This window comes from Paraurantiacibacter namhicola, from assembly GCF_001687545.1.
GTDB lineage: Bacteria > Pseudomonadota > Alphaproteobacteria > Sphingomonadales > Sphingomonadaceae > Paraurantiacibacter > Paraurantiacibacter namhicola.
Genome location: NZ_CP016545.1, coordinates 1,416,612 through 1,439,830, shown reverse-complemented (window position 1 = coordinate 1,439,830; position 23,219 = coordinate 1,416,612). Strand labels below are relative to the sequence as shown.

The window sequence follows — 23,219 nt, the reverse complement described above, 5'->3', positions numbered from 1 at the left end:
TAAAAATGGACCATAGCACCGCAGGTTCCGTAGGAGCGACGTGATGAGGATTATCGCAGGTGAATGGAAACGGCGGCAGCTGAAGGCTCCGCCCGGTGACGGCACGCGGCCGACGGCGGATCGCACGCGGGAGACGCTGTTCTCCATGCTGGCGAGCCGCATCGGCAGCTTCGAGGAGCTGAGCGTGGCGGATTTGTTTGCCGGCTCCGGCGCGCTGGGGCTGGAGGCGCTTAGCCGGGGCGCGGCGCATTGCCTTTTCGTGGAGCAGGACGCCGCCGCCGTGCGCGCCATTCGCGACAACATTGCCGCCCTTCGCGCGCAGCAGCGGTGCGATGTGAAGGCAGGCAGCGTGCTCTCGCTCGGCCCGGCGAAGGCGCCGACCGACCTGGTCCTGCTGGACCCGCCCTATCACACCGGCGCTGGCGCAGTGGCGCTGGACAGGCTGGCACGTCTTGGCTGGATCGGCCCGGCGACGTGGGTGGCACTGGAAACCGCGGCGGACGAGGAAGTGCGGCTGAAATCGCTGACCGTCGACAGCGAACGCAAGGTCGGCAAGGCGAAGCTGACGCTGGCGCGGCTGACGGGCTGACCGGCTGACCGGCTGACCGGCTGACGCCCCCTAGTCGTGCGGCGGGAACCGCTCGAAAGCTGCCAGATCATGCTGCGTGGCCATCCAGCCGATCCGCTCGGCCACCTGGATATGGCAGTCGGGCGGCAGCGCCTCGGGATCGTCGAGCGTGGCGGTGGTCACGTCGGCAACGCCGGGCAGCAGCGCCGCATTGCTGTAGAACAGGGACGTGCCGCACTGGATGCAGAAATGCCGCCGGGCATCCTCGCCGCTGGCGTAAATTGCAGGCTCCCCACTGACGGCAAGCTGGTCCATCGCGACCATCGCCCAGCCAACCATGGGCGCGCCCGTCGCGCGGCGGCAATCGGCGCAGTGGCACAGCGTGTGGTTCATCGGCGCGCCGCTGATTTCATAGCGGATGGCGCCGCAATGGCAGCTGCCGGAAAAGGTCTCTGTCTCGCTCATGGCGCGGACCCTGCCCCTGCATAGCGCAAAAGGAAAGGGCGGCGGCACATCCGCTGCGCAGCCGCCCTCTCTTTTATGCCTGTCGGCTCAGCGACCATCCGGTTCGGCTGGCTGGTCCGGCGATGTTTCGGGCTCTGCCTCGGGAGGCGCACTCTTCACCCGCTGTTCCAGCCGGGTCCAGGCCATCTCCCGCTGCTCCGGCTGCATGGCCAGCAGGGCGATCCGGTCGTCGGGCACGAGCAGCCAGAACCACTCCTTGCGCTGTTCGCTCAGCGTCCAGAAGTAATCCTGCGCGGCCTCGGACCAGAGCGTGTATTCGCCCTGCCGTTCGGGCGACCAGCTGTCATAGGCCGCCTGCCTTTCGGCATCACCGGGCGGAGCCATCGGGTCACCGGTATCCGGAACAACGGGCGGAGAGGTATCCGGCACGCCGTGTTCCGATTGCATCGGATCGGGCGGCACGTCCTGCGCAAAGGCAATGCCGGGTGCTGCCAACCCCATGGCAGCAATGATTAGGGAAATACGCATGTCATTCTCCTTTAGTGGATAGATCATGCGCAACGAACGACCGCCGCCCTGATGCGGGCGTTCGCTTTGACAAGCAATGCTGCGACGCACCGGCTGCCGCGCACCTGCCAACCTTCACCGAAACCGGTGCCGCGAACGGGCCGGGGCGAAATTTGCAACCGTCCTTGGCCGGATAAGAGAAAGGGCGACCGCGTCTCTCCAACGCGGCCGCCCGTCCAGCCACGCCCTCAGGCGCGGCAAATTGCTGCCGTCAGCTTACATCGAGCTGGCAGGCTGGCCCGGCCAGTAGGCCAGCGGGCGGTTGCCCCACTTCAGGCCCGCTTCGCGCGGGTTGATACAATTGTCCGTCTTGCCCTTCATGCACACGGCAATCGTGGTGTCGCCATTGCGCACCATGGTGGCCTGTCCGCGGGAATTGGTCTCGACCACTTCCCACTTGTCGGACTTCGCCTTCTTCTCACCTTCCATGTGGTGATCGGCCATTGCGGGGGTGGCGATGGCGGCAAATGCACCTGCGGCAATGATGGCTGTCAGCTTTTTCATAAGGTTACGTCCTCTTGTCTTCGTCCGCCCTTCCAACGGAAGGCCGCAACCGAGGTTCCGAAGCCCTTGCGCAGCTGGCCGGTGTTCCCTAGCTGTTCACCTGTGAACACCCCCGCAAACCTGCCTGTCGAAGCCGCGCCCGAGTGGCTGTCGCACCTGAACCCGCCGCAGCGGGAGGCGGTGATGACGACACAGGGGCCGGTGCTGATGCTGGCAGGTGCGGGAACAGGCAAGACGGCCGCCCTCACCCACCGCCTGGCCCATATCGTGCGAGAGCGGCTGGCATGGCCCAGCGAGATCCTGTGCGTCACCTTCACCAACAAGGCGGCGCGCGAAATGCGCGAGCGTGTGGGCAAGCTGACGGGCGGCGCGCTGGAGGGCATGCCCTGGCTCGGCACCTTCCATTCCATCGGCGCAAAGATGCTGCGCCGCCATGCGGAGCTGGTGGGACTGCAGAGCAATTTCACCATCATCGACACGGACGACCAGCTGCGGCTGCTGAAACAGCTGATCCGCGATGCGGAGCTGGACGAGAAGCGCTGGCCCCCGCGTCAGCTGGCCGGCCTGCTTGACCGCTGGAAGAACCGCGGGCTCAATCCCGAAGACCTCGATGCGGTGGAGAACGAGGCTTATGCCAATGGGCGCGGGCAGGAATTCTATCGCAAGTACCAGGACCGGCTGAAGGCGCTGAACGCCTGCGATTTCGGCGACCTGTTGTTGCATGTTCTCAACATCTTGCGGCGCGAACCGGACATCCTGAAGCAATACCAGCAGCGCTTCAAATACGTTCTGGTGGACGAATACCAGGATACCAATGCCGTGCAGTATCTGTGGCTGCGGCTCATCGCGCAGGAGCGCAAGAATATCTGCGTCGTGGGGGATGACGACCAGTCTATCTATTCCTGGCGCGGCGCGGAAGTGGCCAATATCCTGCGCTTCGAGAAAGATTTTCCCGGCGCGGCCGTGATCAAGCTGGAACAGAATTACCGCTCCACCCCGCAGATCCTGGCCGCCGCATCGGGGCTGATCGCGGCCAACAGTGAACGGCTTGGCAAGACGCTGTGGACCGAGATGCCCGAAGGCACGAAGGTTCGCGTGATCGGCGTGTGGGACGCCCCGGAAGAAGCGCGCCGCGTGGGCGAGGAGATCGAACGGCTGGAGCGCGAAGGCGCGCCGCTGGAACAGGTCGCCATCCTTGTGCGCGCGCAATACCAGACGCGCGAATTTGAGGACCGCTTCATCCAGATCGGCCTGAATTACCGCATCGTGGGCGGCTTCCGCTTTTACGAACGCGCCGAAATCCGCGATGCACTCGCTTACTTGCGCGTGGTGGCCCAGCCGGCGGACGACCTTGCGTTCGAGCGGATCTACAACACGCCCAAGCGCGGCCTTGGCGCAAAGACGCTGGAAAAGATGCACCAGCACGCGCGCCGCACGGACCAGCCGCTGGCCGCCGCCGCCCTGGAGCTGGCCGATAGCGACGAACTGCCTGCCCGAGCCCGCAACACCATTGCCGGCCTGATGCAGGGCTTCCTCCACTGGCGCGAGCAGGCCGAGAAGGTCACCCCGTCCGAACTGCTGCGCATCGTGCTGGAGGAAAGCGGCTACAACGCCATGCTCTCCGCCGACCGCTCTGCCGAGAGCGCCGGCCGCGCCGACAACTTGGTCGAGCTCGCCCGCGCGATGGAGGAATACGAGACGCTGGGCGACTTCCTGGAGCATGTGAGCCTGGTGATGGATAACGACCGCGACGGCGGCGGCGAGAAGGTCACCATCATGACCATGCACGCGGCTAAGGGGCTGGAATTCGACCATGTGTTCCTGCCTGGCTGGGAGGAAGGCGTGTTCCCCAGCCAGCGCGCGCTGGACGAAGGCGGGCTCGCCAGCCTGGAGGAGGAACGCCGCCTGGCCTATGTGGCCATCACACGCGCTCGACGCCGCTGCACAATCCTGCACGCCGCGAATCGGCGCATTTACGGCCAGTGGACCAGCTCCATCCCCAGTCGCTTCGTGGAAGAACTTCCCGACGAGCATGTGGAGAGCGAGACGACGATGACCGGCGGCCGCTCGCTGTGGCAGGCGAACTGGTCGGAAAGCGAAGACCCCTTCGCGCATGTCGTGCAGAATCGCCCTGAACGCTCACAGGCGCGCGGCCCCGGCTGGCAGCGCGCATTGGCCACAGGATATGACACCAAGCAGGTCCGCGTGCGGGAGAACACCCGCAGCGCCGCCAGCTTCGCCGCCAAGCCGCGCAGCGACCTGCCGCTGGGCTCGCGCGTGTTCCATGACAAGTTCGGTTATGGCACCGTGATGGGCCAGGAAGGCAACAAGCTGGAAATCGAATTCGAAAAGGCGGGCACGAAGCGCGTGATCGACAGCTTCGTGAAGGCGGCGGATTAGGCCTCGGCCTGGGCCTGCCCCGATGCGGGCGGCTTTGCGGGTTTGCCGAACCACGCCGCGAAGGGCCGCAGAAGTTCACCGCCGAGGTGCTTGCTGCCACCGGCGATACCCGTGCGGCAGCCGACATGCTCTGCGGCATCGTCCCATGTGCCGAAGACGCGGTCCCACAGCGTGAAGAACCCGCCGTAATTGCGGCCCATCAGCTCCTCGTCATCGATGTGGTGCATGCGGTGCGCGGCGGGGCTGAGCAGCACTCGGCCGAGCGGGCCCAGCGTCCATGGCAGGTCCGCATGGATGAAGTATCCCCACCACGTGCGGATGAAGGCCGATGCGGCGATGACCCAGAGCGGGAAGCCGAGGATGATCAGCGGTGCTGCGTCCACCAGCAGGCCAAGCAGCTTGCCAAGCGGATGCTTGCGCTGCAGCGTCAGCCAGGTGATCGCCTCGTCCGAATGGTGCACGGCATGAACTGGCCACCACAGCGGCATATGTTCGAACCGGTGCCGCCAATAGACGATGAAATCGTCGATCAGCAGGGCCAGCACCAACAGCCAGACCTGCGGCAACGCGTCCCATGTCGCGGCGAGCTGCGGGAACAGTGCGAGATGCGCGCTGGCGTTCTGTTCGACGAAGTGAAACGCGGCGCCCAGCACGATGGAACTGAGCGCAATCAGGCCAAGGTTCGTCAGCGTCTCGCGCCACGAATTGCGCAGGGCGGACAGGATGCGGCGGCGCTTCAGCACCAGCGCCAGCAAGGCGAACACGGCCGCTGCCGGGGCAAGCCCCAGCACCAACGCCTCCACATCTGCGAGCAGGTTTTCCATCGCGCCGCGCAGGATAGCCGCGCGATGGGTAACAAGGCGTTAAACCGCGTTCCTAGTCGAAGCCGACGCCAAGGAAGCCGGGCTGCGGTCCGTTCCACTCGCCGGGCGGCACGGGATCTTCCTTCGGCTCGCTGCGGCGCCGCGGCTTGTCTTCGCGCTTGGCCGTGTCGTCGCGCTTCGGCCTGTCTTCGCGCGGCGCGCGGGGAGCTTTCGCCCGTTCCCGGGGTGCATCCTCGTCGCGGTCCTGGCGCGGTTTGCGTGCGCGCTTCGGCTTTTCGTCAGCCTTCGCCTCATCCGCCTGCGGACGCTCTTCGCGCTCTTCGCGCTGCTCGCTGCGGTCATCGGAGCGGGGCTTGCGCCCCTTGGGCTTGTCCGAAGAAGCCCCCGGCTCCTTCAGCTCGACGCGCACGTCTTCCTTGCCGAAGACCTTGATCACATTCTTGGTCAGCTTCTCGACATTGTCGATCGCCTCGGCGTCTTCCGGCGTCACGAAGGTGAATGCGCGGCCCTTGGCCCCTGCGCGGCCCGTACGGCCGATGCGGTGGACGTAGTCGTCCGGATGCCACGGCGTGTCGAAGTTGAAGACATGGGACACGCCCTTGATGTCCAGCCCGCGCGCTGCGACGTCGCTGGCGACCAGGATGTTGATGTCGCCGGACTTGAACCGCTCCAGTTCCTTCTGGCGGGAAGCCTGGTCGATATCGCCATGGATCTCGCCGCTGGAGAAGCCATTGCGCTGCAAATATTTGTTCAGCTCGCGCACAGTGGTCTTGCGGTTGGAAAACACGATGGCGGTTTCTACCTGGTCGTGCCGCAGCAGCCATTCCAGCGTCTCGCGCTTCTTGTTGGACTTCACCGGCACCTTGAAGGCGGTGATGTCCTTGTTGGTGGTGGCCGCGCGGCTCACCTCGATGCGCTTGGGATTGTCGAGGAACTTCTTGGCCAGGTTCTCGATCGGCTTCGGCATGGTGGCCGAAAACAGCATGGTCTGGCGCGTGTCGGGCAGCTTGTCGCAGATGAACTCGATGTCCGGGATGAAGCCCATGTCGAGCATGCGGTCCGCTTCGTCGATCACCAGCAGCTCGCAGCCGTTCAGCAGGATCTTGCCGCGTTCGAACAGGTCCATCAGGCGGCCCGGCGTGGCGATCAGGATGTCCACGCCTTCGTTCAGCGCCTTCAGCTGGTCGCCCATCTGCACGCCGCCAATCAGCAGCGCCATCTTCAGGTCGTGGTTCTTGCCGTACTTCTCGAAGTTCTCGGCAACCTGCGCGGCCAGTTCGCGCGTGGGTTCAAGGATCAGGCTGCGCGGCATCAGGGCGCGGCGGCGGCCGCTGGCCATGATGTCGATCATCGGCAGGACGAAGCTGGCTGTCTTGCCCGTCCCGGTCTGCGCGATACCGATGATGTCCTTCATCATCAGCACGGGCGGGATGGCTTCGGCCTGGATCGGTGTGGGCGTGGTGTAGCCCGCGTCATCGACCGCCTTGAGCAGTTCGGGGGAAAGGCCGAGATCGGCGAAGTTCATAGGTTTGGACATTCCATAAATGCCCGGTCCGCCCGAGCGCTTGCAAATTTGCGGGATAACGGTGCCAGCGTCGTCTGGCGAAGACCGCCCGCGCGCTATGCACCGCAAGGCGAAAAAGTCAAGAAAAGCACGCCGCCACTGGCCAGCGCCCGCTCAGTCGCGAATGGCCACCAGCCGGCCCAGGCCGCCCACTTCGCATTCCATCCCGTTGCGCGAGCGCAGCTTGTCACGCCCCGGGCACAGCATCCCATCGCCATTCCGCTCGACATAGAAGCCGGAATAGAAGCTCTGCGCGCTGCACACCCGGTCGAGCGAGATCGTCAGGATGCCGCGGTCGCGCATGAACAGGAGGAGGCGATTGTTCGCCAGCGGCTTGCTGCCCGCAATCGATTCTATCCGCACGCAGCCATCTACGCGCTCTTCCTGGTAGCGGGCATTCATCTTGCGCCGCGGCACTTCCGCCAGCGCACGGTCACTTTCAGCAGGTGCCGGGGGCGAGATGCGGATGACGACGCTCTGGCGCACGCGAACCTGTCCCTGAATGGCCGGCTGCGCGTTTTCGAGCACCGCTTCCGGCGCAATTTTCACCGCCGGCGCACCGCCAGCGGATTGCAGCAGCAGCAGGGTGCTGGCCAGGAAGGTCGAAAGCAGGGTCATCCGTGAAGTATCGGTCCTTTGCCGGAAAACCCGGCCTGGCCCCTCCTTAACCGGCGCGATTGAATACCCGCTTAATCGCCCATGATTGCTTTGCAACCCCGCAGCGCCGCTGGCACAAGAGTGGCCATGAACGACACAGCCTTCCCGGCCGAAGCGCGTGCCCTGCTTGGCCCGCGCGGTTTCACGCAGGATGCCGAGCTGATGGAGCCGTGGCTGACCGACTGGCGCGGACGCTACTCGGGCAAGGCCATCGGCCTCGCCTCCCCCGCCTCCACGCAGGAAGTCGCTGCTTTCGTGAAGCTGTGCGCTGCGCACGGCGTGCCCATCGTGCCCCAAGGCGGCAACAGCGGGATGAGCGGCGGGGCCACACCGGATGGCCAGGGCCGGTCCGTGCTGCTGTCCCTGCGGCGCATGAACGCGATCCGTTCCCTCGATGCCGATGGCATGCAGGCGACTTGCGAGGCGGGCGTGATCCTGCAGACATTGCACGAGGCCGCTGACGAGGCCGGCCTGCGTTTCCCGCTGACGCTGGGCGGCAAGGGTTCGGCGACCATCGGCGGCCTCGTTTCCACCAATGCCGGGGGCACGCAGGTGCTGCGTCATGGGACGATGCGCGCGCAGGTTCTGGGGATAGAGGCCGTGCTGGCCGATGGCGAAATCTTCGATGCGCTCGCCCCGCTGAAGAAGGACAACCGCGGCTTCGACCTGAAGCAGCTCCTGATCGGGTCCGAAGGCACGCTGGGCATTGTCACCGCCGCGACGCTGCGCCTGCTGCCAGCGCTTGGCGGGCGGGTGGTGATGTGGGCCGGCATGAATGATGTGCGCGACGCGCGCCGGTTGCTGGTGCGCGCGCAGAGGCAGTGCGCGCAGGTTCTGGAAGGCTTCGAAGTGATGCCGCGTCACGCGCTCGAGGCCGTGCTCGCCCATTCGGACGGGGCCCGTGCGCCGCTTTCGCAGCCGCATGAGTGGAACGCGCTGATTGAGTTCGCCGCCGATGCGCCCGGCGCAAACCAGCTGATGTCCATGGCCGAGGACCTGCTTTCGCAGGCGCTGGACGCAGGCGAGATCGCGGACGCGACGATTGCCGCCAGCGAAGGGCAGGCCGATGGCTTCTGGGCGCTGCGCGACGAAATCGCACCGGCAGAGCGGGCCATCGGCCCGGCGATGCAGCACGACATCTCCGTTCCGGTGGATCGCATGGCCGATTTCGTGGCCGAGACGCTGCCGCTGGTGGAAGAACGCTTCCCCGGCATGCGGGCGGTCGCCTTCGGCCATCTTGGCGATGGCAATGTCCATTATCACGTGTTGGCCCCGAAAGGCGCAGTGCGCGGCGAGTGGGAAGCGAGCGAGGGCAAGGCCGTGAGCCGCTTCGTGCATGACTTGGTCGCGCGCTGGGGCGGCTCCATCAGCGCAGAGCATGGAATTGGCCAGATGAAGGTGGACGAACTGGCGCGCCTGGACGATCCGGCCCGCCGCAGCATGATGCGCGCCGTGAAGCGGGCGCTGGACCCGCAGGGCCTGCTTAACCCGGGCAAGCTGCTGCCGGACGAGCAGGCGCTTGCACCGGAGGGCGCGAACGCCTAAAGCCCCCGCGCATCACCCGCGAGTGGCTGCACGGCCTGCGCGAGAGACCAGTTTCAGACCTTTTCGGAGAAATCTCATGGCCAGCGCGCCGCAAGCGAACCTGCCCCTGTTCTACAACGACCTCACCCCGCTCAACAGCCGCGACCATGCCGAATGGCGCTCGCGCACGACGGACCGCGCCAAGTGGGTCGTGAACCAGCACGCCCTTCCGCTGACCGTGGAAGAGTTCCCGCTGGCCCAGCGCAACTTCCCGATCGTGTTCAGCAATTCCGACAAGCCCGTGCCGCTGGCACTGATGGGCCTGAACGAAGGCGTGAACGTGTTCTTCGACGATGAAGGCAAGGCGCTGGAAGAGATCTACGTCCCGGCCTACATGCGCCGCTATCCTTTCCTGCTCGCCAAGCTGCAGCCGGATACGGACCAGATGTCGCTCTGCGTCGATCCCTCCAGCGGCCTGGTCGGCGAATTCGACGATGGCGAGAAGCTGTTCGACGGTGACGAAGCCAGCGATCACACCAAGAACCTGCTGCAGTTCTGCCAGCAGTTCGAAGAAGCCGGCATGCGCACGCAGCAGTTCATCGACGAACTGCAGAAGCACGACCTGCTGATGGACGGCGAAGTCTCCATCTCGCGCGGTGCGGACGAGCAGCCCTTCACCTATCGCGGCTTCAAGATGGTCAACCAGGAAAAGCTGCGTGAGCTGACCGGCGACCAGCTGCGCAAGTGGAACCAGAACGGCCTGCTGCCGCTGATCCAGGCGCACCTGTTCTCGCTCGACCTGATGCGCACGGTCTTCGCCCGCCAGGTCGAAGCCGGCAAGGGCCCGGTGAAGGCCGCCGCAGACAGCGCAGCGCTGGGCGCTGACGCCACCAAGGACGCCTGATTCGGCGTAATTGCATGACTTGATCCGGCCCGTCCGAAACACAGCGCTTTTCGCGTGATTTCGGGCGGCCTGGTCACCTTCCGTTCAGGGTATAAGTCCTAAAAGGAAATCGTTCGGTCGGCGCTCCCCTCATGGCCTGATCGAACAGTGTGCTTCGGCACACTCCTCCCTGAACCTTGGCCACCTCGGGCATCATGCACGAGGTGGCTTTTTCTTTGCCTGTCCTCGGTGCGCCGCAGTGCCGTGCTACTCCGCAGCGATGGCCCCGGCGGTCCCGCGTGCAGCCACTTCGGCGGCCAGGGTGCGGACGAGCTGCGTCACCGCATTTGCGGTTTCCTCCAGACCCGGCCCCGGCCCGTCCAGCGCCTCGTCCAGGTAGAGGCTGCGGCAGATTTCCAGCTGCATGGCATGCACCTCGCGAGAGGGCGCGGCGTGACGGTCCAGCACGTATCCTCCGGCATAGGGCCGGTTATGCCCGGCGGTGTACCCCGCCCTCGATAGCGTGCTGAGCGCGAGTGCCGGTACGAAGCTGCCGCAGGACGATCCGAACCGGTCACCGACAACGAATTGCGCTCCGCCCGGCCCCAGTGGCGGCATGGAATGCAGATCCAGCAGCAGCGCCGCGCCCCAGCGCCGCCGGATCGCGGCGAGCTGCGCGGCGAGCGCATCGTGATAGGGGCGGTGCACGCCTTCGATCCGCGCCTCGTATTCCTCCACCGGCAATTGCCCGCGCCAAATCTCGCCGGAAGACGGCAGGCGGCGCGGGATGATGCCAAGGCCGGACCTTGCCCGCGGACCTTCGCGCCTGTGGGCCAGCCGCTTGTCATGCGCGCCCGAAAGCATCGACCAATCCATGTCATCGGGCGCACGGTTCAGGTCCAGCAGCGCGCGCGGGGCATGCGCCACCAGCAGCGGCGCGCCGGTATTGGCCGCGACGATTTGCGCGATGCGATCCACCAGCCGGTCTTCCAGCTTCAGGCGGGCGAGGTCCGGCTGCCGCATCCGGGCCAGCAAATCCGCGCCGTATGCCCTACCGGCATGCGGCACTGCGATCAGGATCGGCACCTGCGAAACGCCGGATTGGCTGAGGGTGAATGGCGGCGCGGGGATGTTGCCGGAAAACTGGAACGCGTGCTCGCTCATCACGCTCCTGCTGCCCTGTCCACAGCCCGCTGTCAAAGCAGGGTTCGCGGCCCGGGATGTCTCATATGTGGGCAATGCCGGTTTGGAACGAGAATTTTAACGGCTGGCGCGCTATGGCCGTGCCCGTCGCAAGGGAGCAGACCGACCATGATCCGAATTTTGCTGGCAGAAGATGACCAGTCCATGCGCACCTATATCGCGCGGGCCCTGGAGAACGCCGGCTACAGCGTCGATTCGGTGGACCGCGGCACCGCCGCTCTGCCCCTGCTGGAAGACCAGGATTACGACCTGCTGCTGTCCGACATCGTGATGCCGGAGATGGACGGGATCGAACTGGCGCAGCGCTGCGCCGAGGTGAGCCCGCGCACGAAGGTGATGTTCATCACCGGTTTTGCCGCCGTCAGCCTGAAGGCCAGCCGCGAGGCGCCGGAGGCGAAAATCCTGTCCAAGCCCTTCCACCTGCGCGACCTCGTGCTGGAGGTTGAGCGGGTTTTCGAGGATGCGGCGACCGCCTCGCTCTAAAAGGCTTGAAAGCCAACCGGCCCGCCGCTAGATGGCGCGCCTGCCGTTCATCCGGCAATTCGATGGTGCGGGCGTATAGCTCAGTGGTAGAGCACTATGTTGACATCGTAGGGGTCCCAAGTTCGAACCTTGGTACGCCCACCATCGAAGCCGGATAGCGGCGCGAATTCCACCAGAAATACCCGGAAAATCAGCGTTCCAGCTTGGTGAGGTGCTCCTGCGCCTCGTCCTCGATCTTCTTCAGCTCGGCAATCGTCTCGTCGATTGCCTCGCGCTGGTGACTGAGGTCGGCCAGCCGCTGGCGCACGCGGTCCAGCAGGGTGCGGGTCTGGCGCGCATGGTTGCGATCGCCATCATACAGTTCGAGGAACTCGCCGATCTCGCGGATGGAAAAGCCCAGCTGCTTGCCGCGCAGGATCAGCTGCATCCGGCCCATCTCGCGGCGCGAATAGACGCGCATGGAGCCCACGCGCGTCGGCTGGATGAGGCCCTTGTCCTCATAGAAGCGCAGCGTGCGCTGGGTGATGCCCAGAGCTTCTGCGACCTCGGCGATGCTCTTCAGGTCGCCATCGGCGGATTGCTCGCTGCTCTGCTGCGCGGTCATGCGGCATCCTTTGCAGCGGCGCGCTTCGCCTTCTCTTCCTCGACCAGGTCCTTCTTGGACAGCTTGCCGATCAGCGTCTTGGGCAACTCGTCGCGGAACTCGTATTCGCGCGGTATCTCGATCTTGTTTAGCCGCTCGGTCAGGAAGGCGTTCAGCTCTTCCTCGGTCAGTTCCTCGCCTTCCTTCAGCGCCACGAAAAGCTTGGGGCTTTCGCCGCGATAGCTGTCCGGCACGCCGATCGCGACCGCCTCTGCAACCGCGGGATGCTCATAGGTCGCATCCTCGATGGCGCGGGGATAGACGTTGTAACCGCTGCACAGGATCAGGTCCTTCATGCGGTCGACCAGGAACAGGTAACCGTCCTCGTCCAGATAGCCGATGTCGCCTGTTTTCAGCGCGCCATCCACGAAGGTCTTTTCCGTCGCGCCCGGGCGGTTCCAGTAACCCAGCATGACCTGCGGGCCGCGGGCGCACACTTCGCCTTTCTCGCCCTGCTTCACGTTCAGCTCGCCCGTCTCCGGATCGCGCAGCTCGATCTGAGTATGCGGGAAGGCCGGGCCGCAGCTGTCTTCCTTGACCGGGCCCTGGCCCAGCAGCGGGTTGCACACGATGATGGGGCTCGCTTCGGTCAGGCCGTAGCCTTCGACCACCGGCGAGCCGGTCTTTTCCTCGAACAGCTTGCGCACTTCCAGCGGCAGCGGCGCACCGCCGGAGATGCTGGCCCGCACGCCGGTGAGGTCCGGCACCTTGTTGTCCGGCAAATTGCCCATCGCGGTGTAGATGGTGGGCACGCCGAAGAATTGCGTGGGCGGCTTGCGTTTGATGGTCTTCAGCACCTGGTCCATCTCGAACCGCGGCAGCAGCACCAGCTCGGCCGCGATCTCGATCCCGAAATTCATCACGCAGGTCAGCGCAAAGACATGGAACAGCGGCAGGACGCCAAGCGTTCTTTCCTGGACGTCCCGTTCATCCCCCAGATGGAGGAGCATTTGCGCAGAGTTTGCGGCCAGGTTCGCGTGCGACAGCATCGCGCCTTTCGGGCGTCCGGTCGTGCCGCCGGTATATTGCAGCACGGCAATGTCGTCCGGCACCAGTCCGTGGTCGACCGCATCGCCCTTCGCCGCCTTCAATTCGCCGTAATTGATGTAGGGTACGCCCGGCACGGGCTTGGCCAGTTCCTTGCGCTTCAGCAGGCGCAGGCCCCAGCTCTGGATCGTGGGCAGCACATCCGCCATCGGGCACAGCACGATCTTTTCCAGCGCGCTCTTGCCGAAACCGTCGGCGACCTTGCCGTGGATCATCTCCAGGTCCGGCACGGCCACCATCTTGGCGCCGCTGTCCTGGATAAGGTGGTCCAGCTCCGCACTGGAATAGAGCGGGTTCAAATTCACCACCACGCCGCCAGCCGCCAGCACGGCCTGGTACAGGATCACCGAATAGGGCGTGTTGGGAAGGCACAGGCCGAATCGGTCGCCCTTGCCAAGTCCGGCGTCCTGCAATCCGCGCGCCACGCGGGCCACTTCCTCGCCCATCTGGGCATAGGTGTATTCCAGCCCGAGGAAGTCGATCCCCACCCTGTCAGGGTAAAGGTCCACCGCCCGTCGGAACGGTTCCGTCAGCAGGCGCGGACGCAGCGAACCGTCTTCCGCAAGGACGCGGTTCACATCAGGCTTAGAGGCGGCGCTGGCCGCGACCATGGCAATTCCTTTCCCGGGCGGCCCACGGACACGCCGAAAATTGCGCGCCGCAGCCCCTTGTCATAACGAACAGCTTAACCTATACGTCAAGCCACGAACCCTATGGTAATCAATCAGCGCAAAAGGTCAAACGCGCATTTCGATTCGAAAGGCCAAATAAATCATGAGTGAAGTCGTCATTGCCGGTTATGTCCGCTCCCCGTTCCACCCCGCTTACCGCGGGGCGCTTGCCAAGGTCCGTCCGGACGATCTGGCAGCCAACACCATCAAGGGCCTGATCGAACGAACCGGCGTGAAGGCCGACGATATCGAGGATCTGGTCCTGGGCTGCGCCTTCCCTGAAGGTGAGCAGGGCTTCAACCTCGCCCGTCTGATCGTGCTGCTGGGCGACCTGCCGCAGAGCATCGGTGGCATCACCATGAACCGCTTCTGCGGATCGAGCATGAGCGCGGTGCATTATGCCGCTGGCCAGATCGCCCTGGGCGCTGGCGAAGTGTTTATCTGCGCAGGCGTCGAATCGATGAGCCGCGTGCCGATGACCGGCTTCAACCCGATGCCGAACCCCAAGCTCGCCGAGAAGAGCGCCGCTTATGTCGGCATGGGCGACACGGCGGAAAACGTCGCGAAGAAGTACGAAATCAACCGCGAGGCGCAGGAAGCCTTCGCCGTGAAGAGCCAGCAGAAGGCCGGTGCGGCCGTCGAAAAGGGCAGCTTCAAGGAAGAGATCGTTCCGATCCAGACCGATGGCGGCCTGGTTGAAGTGGACGGTACGCCCCGCCCCGGCACCACGGCGGAAGACCTTGCCGGCCTGAAGCTTGCCTTCGATGAAAGCGGCACGGTCACCGCAGGCACCGCCAGCCCGCTGACCGATGGCTGCGCCGCCGTGCTGGTCTGCAGCGCGGACTACGCCGCCAAGAACGGCCTTACCGTCTATGCCAAGGTGAAGAGCATGGCCATCAGCGGCTGTGCCCCGGAAATCATGGGCATCGGCCCGGTGGAGGCGTCCAAGAAGGCGCTGTCCCGCGCAGGCCTGACCATCGACGATATCGACATCGTGGAACTGAACGAAGCCTTCTCCAGCCAGTCGCTGGCTTGCATCGGCGACCTCGGCATCCCGGAACAGAAGATCAATCTCGATGGCGGCGCCATCGCCGTCGGCCACCCGCTGGGTGCAACCGGCGCGCGCATCGTCGGCAAGGCGGCAAGCCTGCTGAAGCGTGAAGGCAAGAAATACGCCCTCGTCACCCAGTGCATCGGTGGCGGACAGGGCATCGCGACGATCCTGGAGGCCGCGTAATGGCTGACAAGCAGATCAATAAGGTATGCGTGATCGGCGCCGGCACCATGGGTGCCGGTATCGCCGCCCAGGTCGCCAATGCCGGCGTGCCCGTGCTGCTGCTGGATATCGTCCCCAAGGATGGCGATAACCGCAATGCCGTGGCCGAAGGTGCCGTTGCCAAGATGCTGAAGACGCAGCCTGCCCCCTTCATGGGCAAGCGCGCGGCCAAGCTGGTGGAAACCGGCAATATCGAAGATCACCTCGACAAGGTCGCCGAGTGCGACTGGGTCGTGGAAGCCATCATCGAGCGGCTCGACATCAAGCAGGACCTCTACGCAAAGCTGGAAAAGGTGCGCAAGGAAGGCACGGCCGTGTCCTCCAACACCTCCACCATCCCGCTGGCGCAGCTGACCGACGGTCGCAGCGATGCGTTCAAGCGCGATTTCCTGGTCACGCACTTCTTCAATCCGCCGCGCTACATGCGCCTGATCGAGATCGTGGCCGGCCCGCACAGCGATGCCGGCACCGTCGACATGGTCCGCGACTTCGTGGACCGCAGGCTGGGCAAGACGCCCGTCGATGCCGAGGATTCGCCCGGCTTCATCGCAAACCGCATCGGTACCTTCTGGCTGCAGCAGGCGGTCAACGCCGCCGTGGACCAGGGCCTGACCGTGGAAGAAGCGGATGAGATCGGTGGCCGCCCGATGGGTGTGCCCAAGACCGGCGTGTTCGGCCTGATCGACCTCGTCGGCCTCGACCTGATGCCTTACCTGCAGCAGAGCCTCACCAGCACGCTGCCCAAGGACGATCCTTACCAGAAGATCGCCCGCAGCGAGCCTGTGATCGAGAAGCTGATCAAGGAAGGCTACACCGGCCGCAAGGGCAAGGGTGGTTTCTACCGCCTCAACCGCGTGGGCGATAAGAAGGAAAAGCAGGCTGTCGACTTCAAGTCCGGCGAGTTTCGTGCTGCTGCCCGTCCGGGCATCGTGCGCGGCCCGGCTGCGAAGGGCGACCTGAAGGCGCTCATCTCCGCAGACGGCAAGGTCGGCGATTACGCCTGGGCCGTGCTTGGCCCGACCCTGTCCTATGCCGCCAGCATCGTGCCGGAAGCGACCGCCACGATCCTGGGTGTGGATGAGGCCATGCGCCTTGGCTACAACTGGAAGTTCGGCCCGTTCGAGATGATCGACAAGATCGGCGCTGCGCACCTGCGCGAGCGCCTGGCGGCAGACGGCATTGCCGTGCCCGCCATCCTCGAGAAGGTCGGCGACGGCACTTTCTACCGCGAGCAGGACGGCAAGCGTCAGTATTTCGGTACGGACGGCGAATATCACGACGTCCAGCGTGCCGAAGGCGTGCTGCTGCTGTCCGACATCAAGCGCGATTCCGAACCGGTCCTGAAGAACGGCTCCGCCGCGCTGTGGGATATCGGCGACGGCGTCCTGTGCCTCGAGTTTACAGGCAAGATGAATGCGCTCGATAACGAGGTGATGAAGCTGATCGGCAAGGCCGTTCCGCTGGTGCAGAAGGAATACAAGGCCCTCGTCGTCTACAACGAAGGCTCCAACTTCTCTGCCGGTGCCAACCTCGGCCTCGCGCTGTTCGCGCTGAACATCGCGGCGTGGAGCGAAGTCGAAAAGCTCGTGAAGGGTGGCCAGGATGCCTACAAGGCGCTGAAATACGCCCCCTTCCCCGTGGTCGGCGCTCCGTCCGGCATGGCGCTGGGCGGCGGGTGCGAAATCCTGCTGCACTGCGACAGTGTGCAGGCGCATGCGGAAAGCTACATCGGCCTGGTCGAATGCGGCGTGGGCCTGATCCCCGGCTGGGGCGGCTGCAGCGAAATGCTGGATCGCTGGCGCCAGAACAAGCGCCAGCCGCGCGGTCCGATGCCGGCCGTCAGCAAGGTGTTCGAAATCATCTCCACCGCCACGGTCGCCAAGTCGGCTGCCGAAGCGAAGGAGCTTGGCTTCCTGCGCCCGGCGGACGAGGTCACCATGAACCGCGATCGCCTGCTGTTCGATGCCAAGCAGAAGGCACTGGCGATGGTCGATGGCTATACCGCGCCCGAGAAGCCGGAATTCAACCTGCCGGGCCCCAGCGGTGCAGCAGCGTTGCAGCTGGCGGTCGACAGTTTCCACAAGCAGGGCAAGGCCACCAGCCACGATGTGACCGTGTCCAAGGAACTGGCCTGGATCCTGACCGGCGGCGACACCGACGTGACGGAGACGGTTACCGAAGACCAGATGCTGAAGCTGGAACGCGCGGCATTTATGCGCTTAACTAAGGATCCGAAGTCGCAGGCACGGGTCGAGCACATGCTCGAAACCGGCAAGCCGCTTCGCAACTGATTGAAAGGGTACGCACATGCAAGTCTATGAAGCTCCCATCCGCGACATGCTGTTCAACATCAACGAACTGCATGAAGACGACGGCTTCGGCGAACTCGAAGGGTTCGAGGATTTCGACGACGACCTGACCGCCGCCATCCTTGAAGAGGCGAACAAGTTCTGCCGCGACGTGCTGCTGCCGATCAACTGGTCCGGCGACCAGGAAGGGTGCCGCATCGAGAACGGCGTTGTCCGCACACCCAAAGGTTTCCAGGAAGCCTACAACCAGTTCCGCGATGGCGGCTGGACCTCGCTGGTTTCCAACCCGAAATACGGTGGCCAGGGCGCGCCCCATTCGCTCGCCAAGATGGTCGAGGAAATGACCTGTTCCGCCAACCTGTCCTTCGGCCTCTATCCGGGCCTGACGACGGGTGCCAGCATTGCGCTGGAAGGCTATGGCAGCGAAGACCTGAAGGACTTCTACATGCCCCGCCTCGTCAGCGGCGAATGGTCCGGCACCATGTGCCTGACCGAACCGCATTGCGGCACGGACCTGGGCATGCTGCGCACGAAGGCAGAGCCGCAGGACGACGGCAGCTACCGCGTCACCGGCAACAAGATCTTCATCAGTGCCGGCGACCATGACCTGACCGAAAACGTCATCCACCTGGTGCTGGCCCGCCTCCCCGATGCCCCTCCGGGCGTGAAGGGCATCAGCCTGATCCTGGTGCCCAAGTACCTGCCGAACGACGATGGATCGCTGGGCGATTACAACAACGTCAAGGCGACGGCGATCGAGCACAAGATGGGCCTCAAGGCCTCCGCCACCTGCCAGATGAGCTTCGACGAATCGAAGGGCTGGCTCGTGGGCGAGAAGCATCGCGGCCTCGAAGCCATGTTCCTGATGATGAACACCGAGCGTGTGGCCGTGGGCATCCAGGGCCTGGGCGTGGGCGAGATCGCTTACCAGTCCGCCGTATATTACGCGAAGGACCGCGTGCAGGGCCGTTCCCTGTCAGGCGTGAAGAACCCGGACGGCCCCGCCGATCCGATCATCGTGCACCCCGACGTGCGCCGCATGCTGATGACCATGCGCGCTTACAACGAAGGCAGCCGTGCGGTGTCCGCATGGGTCAGTCGCGCTCTCGACGCCGAACACGCAGCGAAGGAACCGGAAGCCCGGCAGCGCGCTGCGGACTTCGTCGCCCTGATGACGCCGGTGGTGAAGGCCCTGTTCACGGACCTCGGCCATGACAGCGCGCATCTGGCGGTGCAGGTCTATGGCGGCCACGGCTACATCCAGGAAACGGGTGTGGAACAGTTCGCCCGCGATGCCCGCATCGCGCAGATCTACGAAGGCACGAACGGCATCCAGGCCCTCGACCTCGTCGGGCGCAAGCTGCCGCACAAGATGGGCCGCAATCTGCGCGCCTTCTTCCACCCGGTGTCCAATTTCATCGAGGACAACACCTCCGATGCGGATATCGGCCCGATGGTCATCGCCCTGCAGCAGAGCTTCGGCGCCCTGCAGCTGAGCACCGGCCACATCGCGCAGAAGGGCATGAAGGATCCGGAAGAGGCTGGCGCAGCCGCGACCGATTACCTGAAGCTGCTGGGCTTCGTGGCCATGGGTTACACCTTTGCCAAGGCAGCCCAGGTTGCCCATCGCAAGCTGAAGGAAGGCACTGATGAGGAGTCGTTCTACAAGAGCAAGATCATCACCGCGCAGTACTTCTTTGACCGTCTGCTGCCGCCCGCCACGGCTGCCTTCATGGCAATCAAGGCTGGCAAGAAGAGCATGATGGAACTGCCGGCAGAAGCGTTTTGACGGTTGGTATGACTCCGGCTGAATTTCGCGAGCGGCTGGCCATCCCGGCCATCGTCGCGCCGATGTTCCTGGTTTCCGGGCCGGACCTTGTGGTGGAATGCTGCAAGGCCGGCCTGGCCGGGACTTTTCCTGCACTTAACCAGCGTACTTCGGAAGGCTTCGAGGAATGGCTGGAGGAAATCCAGGAGCGGCTCGGCCCTGACGACGCGCCCTATGGCGTGAACCTGATCGTTCACAAGTCCAACCCGCGCGTGCAGGCGGACCTGGAATTGTGCGTGAAGCACAAGGTCCCCTTCATCATCACCTCGCTCGGCGCGGTGTCGGAACTGGTGGAAGCGGTGCATTCCTACGGCGGCATGGTGTTCCATGACGTGACCACCGTGCGCCATGCGCAGAAGGCCGCTGAAGCCGGCGTGGATGGCCTTATCGCCGTCGCTGCCGGTGCAGGCGGACATGCGGGCAAGATGAGCCCCTTCGCCCTCACATCCGAAATCCGCGAATTCTTCGACGGGATCCTGATCCTGTCCGGCGCCATGAGCCACGGGCGGCAAATCGCCGCTGCAGAGGTGATGGGGGCCGACTACGGCTATCTTGGCAGTCATTTCATCCCCGCGCATGAGAGCATGGCGGTGGACGAACAGAAGCAGATGATGACCGAGTTGACGATGAAGGACATCACCTACACCGACAAGGTGACGGGTGTTGGCGCCAATTTCATGACGCCCAGCCTCAACGCCGCATCGCTGGAACACGCGCCGGGCGAAATGTCGCTGAACGAGGAAGCCAAGGCATGGAAGACCATCTGGTCCGCCGGCCACGGCGTCGGTGCGACCAAGTCCAGCCGTTCCGCGAAGGAGCTGTCCGAAGAGCTGATCGCCCAATATCGCGAAGCCAAGGAAAAGTTCTGCGCCGGATAATCGCTGGAACACGGCACGCTCTTCCCTGCCAGCCGTTAAGCTGCTGAATGGGACGCATGACCAACCAGCATCAGCCGCGCATCAATGCCATCGCCACGGCGGTGCCGCAGGCCCAGGTCCACGCGAATTACGCGGACTGGGCTGCGGCGCAGCTGGGTGAGGAGCGCCAGCGCAAGCTGCTGCGCCGCATGGTGGAACGCGGCGGCATCGCCCATCGCCATTCTGTGCTTTCGCCCGAAGAGGCGCGGCTGGAGCCCGGCACGTTCTACAATTCGGGTCATTCCCCCTCCACATCGGACCGCATGCGCCGCTACGCCGATGCCGCGCCGGGCCTTGCGCTGGAGGCAATCGGCAGGCTGCCGGAGCTGGGCGATGTCACTCACATGGTCGTGGCAAGCTGCACGGGCTTCATTGCGCCGGGTATCGACCAGGTCATCGCCCGCAAGCTGGGCCTCGCGCACCATGTGGAGCGCACGCTGATCGGTTTCATGGGCTGCTATGCCGGGGTCACCGCGCTGCGCAGTGCCGCGCATATCGTCCGCTCCGACCCTTCGGCACGCGTACTTGTCGTGGCCGTGGAGCTGTGCACCCTTCACATGCAGCAGACAGGCGATCTGGAGCGGCTGCTGGCCATGGCGCAATTCGCCGACGGTGCTGCCGCCGCGATCATCTCCGCCACGGGCGAAGGGCTCGGCCTTGGCGATGGTTTGTCCGCCACGCTGGAGGAATCGAGCGAGCTCATCACCTGGACCATCGGTGATACCGGCTTTGCCATGCATCTTTCGGGCGAAGTGCCCGCGCGGCTGGCGGATGCCCTGTCGGACAGCGATCTGCAGCAGGACCTGCTGGAGCATGGGCGCGGCAAGGCATGGGCGGTGCATCCCGGCGGCCGCTCCGTACTAGATGCGGTGGAGCGCGGACTGGACCTGGCCCCCAATGCGCTGGACCACTCGCGCGGCGTACTGGCGGACAATGGCAACATGTCCTCCGCCACCGTGCTGTTCGTGCTGGAGCGCATGATGGCGGACCGCCCGCCCCACGGCATTGCCCTCGCCTTCGGACCCGGCCTGGCGATGGAAGGGCTGCGCTTCGGGTGGACCGATGCTGACTGAGCGCCTCCACTCAGACGAGTTGATGGACGATCCGTCGCTCGATCCGGACACATATCGCGCGCTTCTGGCGGACCTTGCGTGGGTGAACCGCATGACGATGGCCTATCGCCCGACACTCGCTTTCCTGGACCGCGTGAAGGACACTTCGCGCACGCTGAAGATCCTCGATGTCGGCTTCGGCGATGGCGACATGCTGCGCCGCATCGCCCGCTGGGCACAGGATCGCGGCCAGAAGGTGGAGCTAGTCGGAGTAGACCTGAATCCGCGAAGCAAACCCGCGGCAGAGGCGCATGGCGGCGACATCACCTACGTCACCGGCGATTACGCGGACTTTGCCGGACAGGGCTTCGATTGCGTCATCTCCAGCCTGGTCGCCCATCACATGACGCACGGCCAGTTGGTGGCCTTCCTTCGCTTCATGGAAGCGGAAAGCGCGCGCGGCTGGTTCGTCAACGACCTGCACCGCCATGCCCTCGCCTGGCTCGGCTATCCGCTGCTGGCCAGACTGGCGCGCTGGCACCCGATCGTTCGCAGCGACGGACATACCTCCATCGCCCGGTCCTATCGCCCGGCCGAATGGCAGCCGCTGCTGCAACAGGCTGGCATCACACAGGCGCGCGTGGAGCGCCGCTTCCCCTTCAGGCTATGCGTATCGCGGATCCGCTAGCCCTGCCGATTGTCGGTGCCGGCCCGGCCGGCTGCGCGGCGGCGATTTGCCTTGCGCGCATGGATGCGCATCCGCTGCTGATCGACCGGGACGAGACGGTCGGCGACCCGCTGTGCGGCGGCTTCCTGAGCTGGCGCACGGCCGAGCAGTTGAGCTCCCTCGGCATCGATCCCGCCGCGCTGGGCGCGCACCGCGTAACGACGCTGCGCCTGTTCGACGGCAAGCGCGAAGCGGAGCTGGACCTCCCCCACGCCGCATGGGGCCTCTCGCGCCACGCGATGGACACGGCGCTGCGAGCCAGGGCGCTGGAGGAAGGCGCGCGCATCGCTTTCGACACGGTGCGCGAAGTGCGGCCAGGCCATGTCACCGGCAAGACGCAGGAATGGACCGCACGGGATATCTTCCTAGCCAGTGGCAAGCATGACATCCGCGGCCGCTCCCGGCCCCGCGAACACAAGGACACGGCGCTGGGCCTGCGCCTGCGCCTTCCGCCCTCGCCCGCGAGGGAGGCCCTGCTGGAGGCCGCCATCGAACTGCACCTGTTCCCGGGCGGATACGCCGGTATCGTCCTGCAGGAAGGCGGCTCCGCCAATATCTGCCTGGCCCTGCGCAAGAGCGCGCTGCGGGACGCGGACAGCTCGCCCGAAACGCTGTTTGCGCAGGTGGCGGACGGCAATCCCGCCTTTGCCGCGCGGCTGGGCGATGGCTGGCGCGAAGGGCGTTTCGATACGATCGGCGCCGTGCCCTATGGCTATGTCGCGCAGGAAACGGAGGCCAGAATCTGGCGCCTGGGGGACCAGGCCGCAGTCATCCCCTCCCTCGCCGGCGAAGGCATCTCCATTGCGCTGGCGAGCGGCATCATGGCGGCCCAGTATTGGCATGACAGCGGCGATGCCCGCGCTTTCCAGCACGATTTTGCCGCCCGCGCCCGCAAGCCCATACGCCTCGCCTCGCTGGCATGGCACGCGGCGGAGACGCGGCTAGGCGCGCGGGCGGGCATCGCGCTTGCCCGCATGTTCCCCTCCCTCGTCGCCGGATATGCGGACCGGGCGCGCATTGCCGCCCCTTCATCCGATCTGGCTGACTTGCGCGCTGCCTAGGCTCTGCTAGGACGCGGCCAAACCTTCCATCCAGACGAAAGACAGG

Annotated in this window: 21 protein-coding genes and 1 tRNA gene; 13 read left to right on the top strand and 9 right to left on the bottom strand. The window is 65.0% G+C overall.

Features of this window, described 5'->3' with window-relative positions:
- The first annotated feature begins 43 nt into the window (after positions 1–43).
- On the top strand, positions 44–589 hold the full coding sequence (rsmD, locus tag A6F65_RS06970) for a 16S rRNA (guanine(966)-N(2))-methyltransferase RsmD (RefSeq protein WP_067787168.1): 546 nt from the start codon (positions 44–46) through the stop codon (positions 587–589).
- A 30-nt stretch (positions 590–619) separates the two neighbouring features.
- Here the strand turns inward: rsmD and A6F65_RS06965 are convergent, their stop codons facing one another.
- The 3 genes from A6F65_RS06965 to A6F65_RS06955 form a co-directional block, all read right to left on the bottom strand.
- Positions 620–1,033 (bottom strand): GFA family protein, encoded by a 414-nt coding sequence (locus A6F65_RS06965; protein ID WP_067787166.1) that lies wholly within the window; start codon positions 1,031–1,033, stop codon positions 620–622.
- A gap of 87 nt (positions 1,034–1,120) precedes the next feature.
- Complete coding sequence (locus A6F65_RS06960) at positions 1,121–1,561, bottom strand: hypothetical protein (RefSeq protein ID WP_157093083.1); 441 nt, start codon at positions 1,559–1,561, stop codon at positions 1,121–1,123.
- Between the two features lie 255 nt (positions 1,562–1,816).
- Positions 1,817–2,104, bottom strand: a complete 288-nt coding sequence (locus A6F65_RS06955; RefSeq protein ID WP_067787161.1) for a hypothetical protein — start codon at positions 2,102–2,104, stop codon at positions 1,817–1,819.
- Positions 2,105–2,206: 102 nt separating this feature from the next.
- Here A6F65_RS06955 and A6F65_RS06950 point away from each other — a divergent pair, with 102 nt between their 5' ends.
- On the top strand, positions 2,207–4,504 hold the full coding sequence (locus tag A6F65_RS06950) for an ATP-dependent helicase (protein WP_067787159.1): 2,298 nt from the start codon (positions 2,207–2,209) through the stop codon (positions 4,502–4,504).
- Here A6F65_RS06950 and A6F65_RS06945 read toward each other — a convergent pair.
- The 3 genes from A6F65_RS06945 to A6F65_RS06935 form a co-directional block, all read right to left on the bottom strand.
- Positions 4,501–5,328, bottom strand: a complete 828-nt coding sequence (locus A6F65_RS06945; RefSeq protein WP_067787156.1) for a sterol desaturase family protein — start codon at positions 5,326–5,328, stop codon at positions 4,501–4,503. The genes A6F65_RS06950 and A6F65_RS06945 overlap by 4 nt on opposite strands.
- 52 nt (positions 5,329–5,380) lie before the next feature.
- Positions 5,381–6,853 (bottom strand): DEAD/DEAH box helicase, encoded by a 1,473-nt coding sequence (locus A6F65_RS06940; RefSeq protein ID WP_067787154.1) that lies wholly within the window; start codon positions 6,851–6,853, stop codon positions 5,381–5,383.
- Between the two features lie 153 nt (positions 6,854–7,006).
- Positions 7,007–7,510: a hypothetical protein gene (locus tag A6F65_RS06935; RefSeq protein WP_067787152.1), complete on the bottom strand. Its 504-nt coding sequence runs from the start codon at positions 7,508–7,510 to the stop codon at positions 7,007–7,009.
- Between the two features lie 126 nt (positions 7,511–7,636).
- Here A6F65_RS06935 and A6F65_RS06930 point away from each other — a divergent pair, with 126 nt between their 5' ends.
- On the top strand, positions 7,637–9,094 hold the full coding sequence (locus A6F65_RS06930) for an FAD-binding oxidoreductase (protein ID WP_067787150.1): 1,458 nt from the start codon (positions 7,637–7,639) through the stop codon (positions 9,092–9,094).
- Positions 9,095–9,170: 76 nt separating this feature from the next.
- Entirely contained in the window at positions 9,171–9,977 is an 807-nt protein-coding gene (locus A6F65_RS06925) for a SapC family protein (RefSeq protein ID WP_067787148.1), read from the top strand.
- A 246-nt stretch (positions 9,978–10,223) separates the two neighbouring features.
- Here A6F65_RS06925 and A6F65_RS06920 read toward each other — a convergent pair whose 3' ends face one another.
- A complete protein-coding gene (locus A6F65_RS06920) occupies positions 10,224–11,120 on the bottom strand; it encodes an N-formylglutamate amidohydrolase (RefSeq protein WP_067787147.1) in 897 nt (298 codons plus the stop codon).
- A gap of 147 nt (positions 11,121–11,267) precedes the next feature.
- Here A6F65_RS06920 and cpdR point away from each other — a divergent pair, with 147 nt between their 5' ends.
- Both cpdR and A6F65_RS06910 read left to right on the top strand, forming a co-directional pair.
- Positions 11,268–11,642: a cell cycle two-component system response regulator CpdR gene (gene cpdR / locus A6F65_RS06915; protein ID WP_067787145.1), complete on the top strand. Its 375-nt coding sequence runs from the start codon at positions 11,268–11,270 to the stop codon at positions 11,640–11,642.
- Positions 11,643–11,711: 69 nt separating this feature from the next.
- A tRNA-Val gene (locus tag A6F65_RS06910) sits at positions 11,712–11,786 on the top strand.
- Between the two features lie 46 nt (positions 11,787–11,832).
- Here A6F65_RS06910 and A6F65_RS06905 read toward each other — a convergent pair.
- Both A6F65_RS06905 and A6F65_RS06900 read right to left on the bottom strand, forming a co-directional pair.
- The gene (locus A6F65_RS06905; protein ID WP_067787143.1) at positions 11,833–12,246 is read right to left on the bottom strand and encodes a MerR family transcriptional regulator; all 414 of its coding nucleotides are present in this window, start codon (positions 12,244–12,246) and stop codon (positions 11,833–11,835) included.
- Complete coding sequence (locus tag A6F65_RS06900) at positions 12,243–13,943, bottom strand: long-chain-fatty-acid--CoA ligase (protein ID WP_083989302.1); 1,701 nt, start codon at positions 13,941–13,943, stop codon at positions 12,243–12,245. Before A6F65_RS06900 ends, A6F65_RS06905 begins: the two co-directional genes overlap by 4 nt.
- A gap of 163 nt (positions 13,944–14,106) precedes the next feature.
- Here A6F65_RS06900 and A6F65_RS06895 point away from each other — a divergent pair, with 163 nt between their 5' ends.
- Genes A6F65_RS06895 through A6F65_RS06865 form a run of 7 tightly spaced genes read left to right on the top strand, consistent with a single transcriptional unit; the run spans position 14,107 to position 23,173 of the window.
- Positions 14,107–15,240: a thiolase family protein gene (locus A6F65_RS06895; protein ID WP_067787141.1), complete on the top strand. Its 1,134-nt coding sequence runs from the start codon at positions 14,107–14,109 to the stop codon at positions 15,238–15,240.
- Positions 15,240–17,570, top strand: a complete 2,331-nt coding sequence (locus A6F65_RS06890; RefSeq protein ID WP_067787138.1) for a 3-hydroxyacyl-CoA dehydrogenase/enoyl-CoA hydratase family protein — start codon at positions 15,240–15,242, stop codon at positions 17,568–17,570. The genes A6F65_RS06895 and A6F65_RS06890 overlap by 1 nt, the downstream gene beginning before the upstream one ends.
- Before the next feature lie 16 nt (positions 17,571–17,586).
- Positions 17,587–19,377, top strand: coding sequence for an acyl-CoA dehydrogenase C-terminal domain-containing protein (locus A6F65_RS06885; RefSeq protein ID WP_067787137.1), 1,791 nt, complete (start codon positions 17,587–17,589; stop codon positions 19,375–19,377).
- An 8-nt stretch (positions 19,378–19,385) separates the two neighbouring features.
- Entirely contained in the window at positions 19,386–20,294 is a 909-nt protein-coding gene (locus A6F65_RS06880; RefSeq protein WP_067787135.1) for an NAD(P)H-dependent flavin oxidoreductase, read from the top strand.
- A 56-nt stretch (positions 20,295–20,350) separates the two neighbouring features.
- Positions 20,351–21,406, top strand: coding sequence for a type III polyketide synthase (locus tag A6F65_RS06875; protein ID WP_067787133.1), 1,056 nt, complete (start codon positions 20,351–20,353; stop codon positions 21,404–21,406).
- Entirely contained in the window at positions 21,396–22,073 is a 678-nt protein-coding gene (locus A6F65_RS06870; RefSeq protein WP_067787131.1) for a methyltransferase domain-containing protein, read from the top strand. Before A6F65_RS06875 ends, A6F65_RS06870 begins: the two co-directional genes overlap by 11 nt.
- Complete coding sequence (locus A6F65_RS06865; RefSeq protein WP_067787130.1) at positions 22,052–23,173, top strand: NAD(P)/FAD-dependent oxidoreductase; 1,122 nt, start codon at positions 22,052–22,054, stop codon at positions 23,171–23,173. The genes A6F65_RS06870 and A6F65_RS06865 overlap by 22 nt, the downstream gene beginning before the upstream one ends.
- Positions 23,174–23,219: the final 46 nt, after the last annotated feature.

What these genes read in the sequence shown, in the direction of transcription:
- A6F65_RS06900 (WP_083989302.1), bottom strand. Translation starts at nt 13,943, where the DNA reads ATGGTCGCGGCCAGCGCCGCCTCTAAGCCTGATGTGAACCGCGTCCTT.
- rsmD (WP_067787168.1), top strand. Translation starts at nt 44, where the DNA reads ATGAGGATTATCGCAGGTGAATGGAAACGGCGGCAGCTGAAGGCTCCG.
- A6F65_RS06935 (WP_067787152.1), bottom strand. Translation starts at nt 7,510, where the DNA reads ATGACCCTGCTTTCGACCTTCCTGGCCAGCACCCTGCTGCTGCTGCAA.
- A6F65_RS06925 (WP_067787148.1), top strand. Translation starts at nt 9,171, where the DNA reads ATGGCCAGCGCGCCGCAAGCGAACCTGCCCCTGTTCTACAACGACCTC.
- A6F65_RS06875 (WP_067787133.1), top strand. Translation starts at nt 20,351, where the DNA reads ATGACCAACCAGCATCAGCCGCGCATCAATGCCATCGCCACGGCGGTG.
- A6F65_RS06870 (WP_067787131.1), top strand. Translation starts at nt 21,396, where the DNA reads ATGCTGACTGAGCGCCTCCACTCAGACGAGTTGATGGACGATCCGTCG.
- A6F65_RS06960 (WP_157093083.1), bottom strand. Translation starts at nt 1,561, where the DNA reads ATGCGTATTTCCCTAATCATTGCTGCCATGGGGTTGGCAGCACCCGGC.
- A6F65_RS06940 (WP_067787154.1), bottom strand. Translation starts at nt 6,853, where the DNA reads ATGAACTTCGCCGATCTCGGCCTTTCCCCCGAACTGCTCAAGGCGGTC.
- A6F65_RS06920 (WP_067787147.1), bottom strand. Translation starts at nt 11,120, where the DNA reads ATGAGCGAGCACGCGTTCCAGTTTTCCGGCAACATCCCCGCGCCGCCA.
- A6F65_RS06895 (WP_067787141.1), top strand. Translation starts at nt 14,107, where the DNA reads ATGAGTGAAGTCGTCATTGCCGGTTATGTCCGCTCCCCGTTCCACCCC.
- A6F65_RS06890 (WP_067787138.1), top strand. Translation starts at nt 15,240, where the DNA reads ATGGCTGACAAGCAGATCAATAAGGTATGCGTGATCGGCGCCGGCACC.
- cpdR (WP_067787145.1), top strand. Translation starts at nt 11,268, where the DNA reads ATGATCCGAATTTTGCTGGCAGAAGATGACCAGTCCATGCGCACCTAT.
- A6F65_RS06945 (WP_067787156.1), bottom strand. Translation starts at nt 5,328, where the DNA reads ATGGAAAACCTGCTCGCAGATGTGGAGGCGTTGGTGCTGGGGCTTGCC.
- A6F65_RS06880 (WP_067787135.1), top strand. Translation starts at nt 19,386, where the DNA reads ATGACTCCGGCTGAATTTCGCGAGCGGCTGGCCATCCCGGCCATCGTC.
- A6F65_RS06930 (WP_067787150.1), top strand. Translation starts at nt 7,637, where the DNA reads ATGAACGACACAGCCTTCCCGGCCGAAGCGCGTGCCCTGCTTGGCCCG.
- A6F65_RS06865 (WP_067787130.1), top strand. Translation starts at nt 22,052, where the DNA reads ATGCGTATCGCGGATCCGCTAGCCCTGCCGATTGTCGGTGCCGGCCCG.
- A6F65_RS06955 (WP_067787161.1), bottom strand. Translation starts at nt 2,104, where the DNA reads ATGAAAAAGCTGACAGCCATCATTGCCGCAGGTGCATTTGCCGCCATC.
- A6F65_RS06905 (WP_067787143.1), bottom strand. Translation starts at nt 12,246, where the DNA reads ATGACCGCGCAGCAGAGCAGCGAGCAATCCGCCGATGGCGACCTGAAG.
- A6F65_RS06965 (WP_067787166.1), bottom strand. Translation starts at nt 1,033, where the DNA reads ATGAGCGAGACAGAGACCTTTTCCGGCAGCTGCCATTGCGGCGCCATC.
- A6F65_RS06885 (WP_067787137.1), top strand. Translation starts at nt 17,587, where the DNA reads ATGCAAGTCTATGAAGCTCCCATCCGCGACATGCTGTTCAACATCAAC.